We start from the raw sequence: 6,916 nt of genomic DNA, 5'->3' as shown, positions 1-6,916 counted from the left end.
GGGTGGGCGAGAGACGGGGCGAGGGGCGAAGCCCCGAAGCCCCCCGCGGCCAAAGCCGAACGCAGTGGCAACGCAGTGGGCCCACCCCCGAAAGCCAGGGATGGGCCCTTCTGCATCCTCACGGTGGCACCGCCATGCAGCACCGCGAGGGGTCCGGCAGCCGCCCGGCCAAGCCGCAGCGGCAGCGTCCGTCAGCCGAAGCGGCCGGAGATGTAGTCCTCCGTGGCCTGGACGGACGGGTTGGAGAAGATCCGCTCGGTGTCGTCGATCTCGATCAGCCGCCCGGGCTGGCCCACGGCCGCCAGGTTGAAGAACGCCGTACGGTCCGAGACGCGCGCCGCCTGCTGCATGTTGTGCGTCACGATGACGATCGTGAACCGCTCCTTCAGCTCACCGATCAGGTCCTCGATGGCGAGGGTGGAGATCGGGTCCAGCGCGGAGCACGGCTCGTCCATCAGCAGCACCTTCGGCTCCACCGCGATCGCCCGCGCGATGCACAGCCGCTGCTGCTGACCGCCGGACAGCCCGGAGCCCGGCTTGTTCAGGCGGTCCTTCACCTCGTTCCAGAGGTTCGCGCCCTTCAGCGACCGCTCGACGATGTCGTTCAGTTCCGACTTCTTGTAGGTGCCGTTCAGCCGCAGGCCCGCCGCCACGTTCTCGTAGATCGACATCGTGGGGAACGGGTTGGGGCGCTGGAACACCATGCCCACCTCGCGGCGGACGGACACCGGGTCGACCCCGGCGCCGTACAGGTCCTCGTCGTCCAGCAGCACCTTGCCCTCGACGCGGCCACCGGGCGTGACCTCGTGCATACGGTTCAGCGTGCGCAGGAACGTCGACTTGCCGCAGCCCGAGGGCCCGATGAACGCCGTCACCGAGCGCGGCTCGACGGTCATCGAGATGTCCTCGATCGCCTTGTGGGAGCCGTAGTAAGCGGTCAGTCCGCTGACGTCGATTCGCTTGGCCATGTCTGCTTCACTTCCAGAAATTCAAGCTCGGTCGCTGGGTGGCCGCGCTCAGCGACCGGTCTTCGGGGCCTTCCAGCGGGCGATCCCGCGGGCCACCAGGTTGAGGATCATCACGAAGGCGATCAGCGTGAGGGACGCCGCCCACGCGCGGTCGTACGCCGCACCGGAGCCCGCGCTGTTCGCGAACTGCTGGTAGATGTACAGCGGCAGCGACGCCTGCGCGCCCTCGAAGGGGTTGTTGTTGATGAACGGGTTGCCGAACACCAGCAGCAGCACCGGCGCGGTCTCACCGGCGATACGGGCGACCGCCAGCATGACACCGGTGGTGATGCCGCCGATGGAGGTCGGCAGGACCACCTTCAGGATGGTGCGCCACTTCGGCACACCGAGCGCCAGGGACGCCTCGCGCAGCTCGTTCGGGACGAGCTTGAGCATCTCCTCGGTGGACCGCACGACGACCGGCATCATCAGGATGGCCAGGGCCAGCGAACCGGCGAAGCCGAACGGCTGCATCTTGAAGATGAGCATCAGGCTGAGGATGAACAGGCCCGCGACGATCGACGGGATGCCCGTCATGACGTCGACGAAGAACGTGACGGCCTTGGCGAGCCGGCCGCGGCCGTACTCCACCAGGTAGATCGCGGTGAGCACGCCGATCGGGGCGCCGATGACCGTGGCGAGGCCGACCTGCTCCAGGCTGCCGATGATCGCGTGGTAGATGCCGCCGCCGGGCTCGGTGTCGGCGACGACGCCCATCGAGTGGGTCAGGAAGTAGAGGTCGAGGACCTTCACGCCCCGCGCGACGGTCACCCAGATCAGGGAGACCAGCGGGATCACGGCGAGCAGGAAGGCGACCCAGACGAGGCTGGTCGCGACCCGGTCCTTGGCCTGCCGGCGGCCCTCGACGCGGGCGGCGACGCCGAACGTGCCGAGGACGAAGAGGACGGCGGCGATCAGGCCCCACTGGATCCTGCTGTGCAGGCCGGCGGCCAGGCTGATGCCGATGCCCAGGGCGAGGGAGCCCGCGGCGATCGCCCACGGCGTCCACTTCGGCAGGCTGGCGGCGCGCAGGGTGCTGGGGCGCTTGTCGGTGACGGCTGCGGTGCTCATGCGTTGGCCCCCGAGTACTCCGCGCGGCGGGCGATGATCAGCCGGGCCGCGCCGTTGACCAGCAGGGTGATGACGAACAGGACCAGACCGGACGCGATGAGCGCGTCCCGGCCGAACTCGTTCGCCTCGCTGAACTTGCTGGCGATGTTCTGGGCGAAGGTGCCGCCGCCCGGGTTGAGCAGGCTGGCCTGGATGTCGAAGGACGGGGAGAGGACGGTGGCGACGGCCATCGTCTCGCCGAGCGCGCGGCCGAGGCCGAGCATGGAGGCGGAGATCACGCCGGAGCGGCCGAAGGGCAACACGGACATGCGGATGACCTCCCAGCGCGTGGCGCCGAGGGCCAGGGCCGCCTCCTCGTGCATCTGCGGGACCTGGCGGAAGACCTCGCGGCTCACGTTGGTGATGATCGGCAGGATCATGATCGCGAGCAGGACGCCCACGGTGAGCATCGAGCGGGGCGCGCCCTCGTCCCAGGAGAAGACGCCGGACCAGCCGAAGAAGTCGTTGAGCCAGCCGAACAGGCCGTTCATGTTCGGGACGAGCACGAGCGCGCCCCACAGGCCGTAGACGATGGACGGCACGGCGGCGAGCAGGTCGATCACGTAGGCGACCGGGCCGGACATCCGGCGCGGCGCGTAGTGGGTGATGAACAGCGCGATGGCGACCGCGACCGGGACCGCGATGACCATGGCGATGACCGAGGAGACGATCGTGCCGAAGGCCAGCACCGCGATGCCGAACTTCGGCTCGAGGATGTTGGTGTTCCACTCGAAGGTGGTCAGGAAGTTCCCGTGGTCCTTGCTGATCGCGAGGGCCGCGCGGTAGGTGAGGAAGACCGCGATCGCGGCCATGACCGCCAGCAGCAGGATGCCGGAGCCGCGGGACAGGCCCAGGAAGATCCGGTCACCGGGGCGGGTGGCGCCGCGGGCCGCGCGCTTGCGCTCGGCGACCGTGGGCCGGGAGGCGGGGGGAGGTACGTCGGTTGTCGTCGATATGTCCATCGGGTTCTCCGGTCTGCGGAGCCGTACCCCCCGAAGGGGGTCCGGCTCGTGGCGGCGGTGCACCGGACGGTGCGGCCCGGCCCTGTCGGGTACCGGGCCGCACTTGCGGGTCAGGTCAGCTCAGGCCTTCGATGGTCGTGCGGACCTTGGCGATGATCTCGTCGGGCACCGGCGCGTAGCCGATGCTCGCGAGGACCTTCTGGCCGTCCTCGCCGGCGATGTAGCGCAGGAAGGCCTTGGTGGCGGGCAGGGTGTCCGCCTTGTTGCCCTTGTCACAGACGATCTCGTAGGTGACCAGGGTGATCGGGTAGGCGCCCTCGGCCTTGGTCTTGTAGTCCAGCTGGAGCGCCAGGTCCTTGCCGGTGCCGACGACCTTCGCGGCGGCGATGCCGGCGGTGGCGCTCTCGGAGCTGGGCGCGACCGGCTTGCTGGCGCCGGTGTCGATGGACACGGACTTGATGCCGTCCTTGACGTAGGACAGCTCGAAGTAGCCGATGGCGCCGGAGGTCTGCTTCACCTGCTGGGCCACGCCCGCGGACTGCGGAGCGGACTGGCCGCCCTTGGCCTGCCAGGCCTTGCCGCCGGAGTACTTCCAGTTCTCCGGGGTGGTGGCGATCAGGTACTTGGTGAAGTTGTCCGTGGTGCCGGACTCGTCGGAGCGGTGGAACGCCTGGATCTTCAGGTCGGGAAGCTTCACGCCCTTGTTCAGCGCGGCGATCGCCGGGTCGTTCCACTTGGTGATCTTGCTGTCGAAGATCTTGGCGAGCGTCGGGGCGTCCAGGACCAGGTTGTCGACGCCGGGGACGTTGTAGCCGACGGCGATCGGGCCGCCGACCATCGGCAGGTCGATGCCCTGGCCGCCGCTGCACACCTTCTTGGAGGCGGCGACCTCTTCCGGCTTCAGCGCCGAGTCGGAACCGGCGAAGGCGACCTGGCCCTGCGTGAACGCGGTGACACCGGCGCCGGAGCCGCCGCCCTTGTAGTTGATCTGCACGCCGCAGGCCTGGGAGAACGCCTTGACCCAGGCGTCGATCGCGTTCTTCTGCGCGGAGGAGCCGTCTGCGAGCAGCTGACCCTTGGCGTCGTCACACTTGATCGAGCCGGCCTTGGCGGACGCGGAGGAGCCCCCCGACGTACCGCCGTTGCCGTTGTCGTCGGAGCCGCACGCCGTCAGGGCCAGGGCGCCGGAGACGGCGACAGCACCGAGGGAGAGGGCGCGCAGCCGGTTCTTGCGCTGAAGCTTCACTTTCGGGAGTTCCTTCCAGGAGCCGCCGCTGTCGGCGGCGCGCGAGGTCATAGGGGTGCGTGAGCGCATTCATGGCCGCCCGGGCACCCGGTACGGCCGAAATTAGGCAGAACAGGTGAAGCCGCCGATGGCCGGAAGTGAACGGGGGGTGAACCCCTGCCGTCAGCCCGGTGAGGTCACGGAATGCTTACGGGGAGAGCACGTGGAGGTTCCGACGACCGGGTTGCGCGGACAGGGGTGCGAGGATCGTGTGCCCGTTCGACGGAACCCCGGGGTGTGGCACGCCGTCTCGTTCCACGAGAGCCGAGGAAAGGCGACGGACATGGAACGGCGTACGTTCATCTCGGGCGGGGCGGCCGCCCTGGCGACGACCGCGCTGACCGCGTGCGGTGCGGGCGGAGGCTCGTCCGCCCCGGCGGCGGCGCACACCGGTACGCCGACGCGCTCATCGTCGCTCACGGCCATGAAAACCACCAGCGCGAGCGTCGCCGCGAACTGGGCGGCCCTCGCCCGTGACCTGGACGGCACCCTCGTACGGCCCGGCGACGCCACCTGGAAGACCGCCCACCAGCTGTACAACACCCGCTTCGACGGACTGAAACCGGCCGCGGTGGCCTACGTCGCGCACCCCGCCGACATCCGCACCACCCTCGCCTACGCCCGCGCCCACCACCTCAAGGTGTCGATCCGCAACGGCGGCCACTCCTACGCCGGCTACTCCTCCGGCGACAACCGGCTGATCGTCGACGTGTCGAAACTGAACCGGGTCCGGGCGAGCGGCGGCCAGGCCGTCGTCGGCGCCGGCGCCAAGCTGATCGACGTCTACCGCGCGCTGGCCGCGAAGGGCGTGACCATACCCGCGGGCTCCTGCCCCACCGTCGGCGTCTCCGGCCTGGTGCTCGGCGGCGGCCACGGCGTCGCCTCCCGCGCCTACGGCCTGACCTGCGACAGCCTCACCCAGGCCACCCTGATCACCGCCGACGGCACCCAGCTCACCGCCGACGCCACCCACCACGCCGACCTGTTCTGGGCGCTGCGCGGCGCCGGCAACGGCAACTTCGGCGTCGTCACCGAGCTGCACTTCAAGACCCACGCCGCGCCCCAGGCGGTCACCGCCTACCTGACCTGGCCCTGGTCCAAGGCCGCCAAGGTGCTCAGGGCCTGGCAGGAATGGGGCCCGAAGCAGCCCGACGAGATCTGGTCGTCCCTTCACCTGGCCTGCTCCCCGGGCCGCACCCCGACCGTCTCCGTGGCCTGCTTCTCCCTCGGCACCTACCGCGAGCTGCAGAACGCCGTGGACCGCCTGGCCCACCTGGCCGGCGCGAACGCCTCCTCGGTCTCCCTGCGCCGCCGGGGCTACGAGGAGGCCATGGAGATCTACGCCGGCTGCTCCTCCCTCTCCACCGACGCCCAGTGCCATCTGCCGGGCTCGACCCCGGGCCGCTCCCCGCAGGGCAAGCTGGGCCGCGAGACGTACGCGGCCCGCTCCGACTTCTTCGACCGCTCGCTGTCCGCGGCCGGCATCCAGACCGTGCTGAAGCAGATCGCCTCGGTGCGGGGCGGCGGGGCCAGCATCGCGTTCACCGCGCTCGGCGGCGCGGTCAACCGGGTCTCGCCGACCGCGACGGCCTTCGTCCACCGCCGCTCCCGGATGCTGGCCCAGTACCTCGTCTCCTGGGGCGCGGGGGCCTCCGGCGGCACGGCCCAGACCTGGCTGGCCTCGGCCCACAAGGCGATGCGGCCGTACGCCTCGGGCGCCGCCTACCAGAACTACACCGACCCCACGCTGAAGGACTGGAAGAAGGCGTACTACGGGGACGCCACGGCCCGGCTGGCCAAGGTGAAGAAGCAGTACGACCCGCAGCGCTTCTTCTCCTACGCGCAGGGTCTGTAGCGAACGCCGCGGCGGGCGGCCGTCAGCGGTGGCAGAGCACGTCGACCACGACGGCCTCCGGGTCGAGGTGCTCCAGCCGGCCGTCGGCCCACTCCCCGTAGCCCTCGCCGCCGCCGTCCCGCCGGCGGCCGTCGAGCGTGAGCGGGGCGTGCCCGGCCATGGCGGTGCGCAGCGCGACCTCCCGGGCCGCCGCGTGGTCCCGGGCGAAGCAGGCCACCGGGTCGGTGGTCAGGAAGGCCCGGCCGAAGTGCGGGTCACCGGCGACCGCCCGCCGGGCCACCGCCTGCACCGGGGGCTGGAGCAGGTGCCCCTCCTTCGCCCGGGCGGACGGACAGCCGTCCGGGCCGGCCTCGTGCCGGGCGACGGACTCGCCGAGCGGCCGGGCCGGCGGGTGCACCGCGACCAGGTCCTCCCAGGCGCCCCGCAGCGCGTCGTACTCGCGCACCGCCCGCTGCCGCACGGCGTCCGGGCCGAGCAGGCCGCGGGGGCCGCCGTGGCACTCCGGCGGGCCGAGCGGGGCGAGGCCGGCCGGAGTGCCGGGGGACGGTGCCGGCCGTGAGGAGCCGGGGTCGCCGTCGTGCGCCGGCCGGACGGGACACGGGGTCGCGGGGTGCACGTGGGTGCCCGGTCATGCGCGGGAGCGTAGCGGCGGGGCCGCCGGATCACGCTCCCGACTTCGCACCGCGGTGCGCGTGGG

At 71.2% G+C, this 6,916-nt stretch carries 6 protein-coding genes; 1 reads left to right on the top strand and 5 read right to left on the bottom strand.

Translation table 11 applies throughout. From position 1 onward, the window contains the following. Window positions 1-191: 191 nt before the first annotated feature. The 4 genes from pstB to pstS form a co-directional block, all read right to left on the bottom strand. Window positions 192-968 carry a phosphate ABC transporter ATP-binding protein PstB gene (gene pstB, locus CCN44_RS37350; protein WP_059251197.1) on the bottom strand — a complete coding sequence of 259 codons (777 nt, stop codon included), beginning with the start codon at window positions 966-968 and terminating at the stop codon, window positions 192-194. Window positions 969-1,016: 48 nt separating this feature from the next. Further along, on the bottom strand, window positions 1,017-2,078 hold the full coding sequence (gene pstA / locus CCN44_RS37345) for a phosphate ABC transporter permease PstA (RefSeq protein ID WP_059251195.1): 1,062 nt from the start codon (window positions 2,076-2,078) through the stop codon (window positions 1,017-1,019). Then, window positions 2,075-3,079 (bottom strand): phosphate ABC transporter permease subunit PstC, encoded by a 1,005-nt coding sequence (gene pstC / locus CCN44_RS37340; RefSeq protein WP_059251193.1) that lies wholly within the window; start codon window positions 3,077-3,079, stop codon window positions 2,075-2,077. Before pstC ends, pstA begins: the two co-directional genes overlap by 4 nt. Window positions 3,080-3,194: 115 nt before the next feature. Next, window positions 3,195-4,325: a phosphate ABC transporter substrate-binding protein PstS gene (gene pstS / locus CCN44_RS37335; RefSeq protein ID WP_059255122.1), complete on the bottom strand. Its 1,131-nt coding sequence runs from the start codon at window positions 4,323-4,325 to the stop codon at window positions 3,195-3,197. A 322-nt stretch (window positions 4,326-4,647) separates the two neighbouring features. On the opposite strand from pstS, the gene CCN44_RS37330 reads away from it, so the two are divergent. Next, window positions 4,648-6,219, top strand: a complete 1,572-nt coding sequence (locus tag CCN44_RS37330) for an FAD-binding oxidoreductase (RefSeq protein ID WP_086703213.1) — start codon at window positions 4,648-4,650, stop codon at window positions 6,217-6,219. A gap of 22 nt (window positions 6,220-6,241) precedes the next feature. On the opposite strand, the gene CCN44_RS37325 is transcribed toward CCN44_RS37330, so the two are convergent. Next, window positions 6,242-6,835: a hypothetical protein gene (locus CCN44_RS37325; protein WP_086703210.1), complete on the bottom strand. Its 594-nt coding sequence runs from the start codon at window positions 6,833-6,835 to the stop codon at window positions 6,242-6,244. Window positions 6,836-6,916: the final 81 nt, after the last annotated feature.

The organism is Streptomyces tricolor (genome assembly GCF_002155905.1).
GTDB classification, from domain to species: Bacteria; Actinomycetota; Actinomycetes; order Streptomycetales; family Streptomycetaceae; genus Streptomyces; species Streptomyces tricolor.
Note: the sequence above shows the minus strand (reverse complement) of the source record. Positions and strands in the feature narration are given on the sequence as shown.

Excerpts from the sequence above, each read along its gene's own strand:
- pstB (WP_059251197.1), bottom strand. The coding sequence starts at position 968 with ATGGCCAAGCGAATCGACGTCAGCGGACTGACCGCTTACTACGGCTCC.
- pstA (WP_059251195.1), bottom strand. The coding sequence starts at position 2,078 with ATGAGCACCGCAGCCGTCACCGACAAGCGCCCCAGCACCCTGCGCGCC.
- pstC (WP_059251193.1), bottom strand. The coding sequence starts at position 3,079 with ATGGACATATCGACGACAACCGACGTACCTCCCCCCGCCTCCCGGCCC.
- CCN44_RS37330 (WP_086703213.1), top strand. The coding sequence starts at position 4,648 with ATGGAACGGCGTACGTTCATCTCGGGCGGGGCGGCCGCCCTGGCGACG.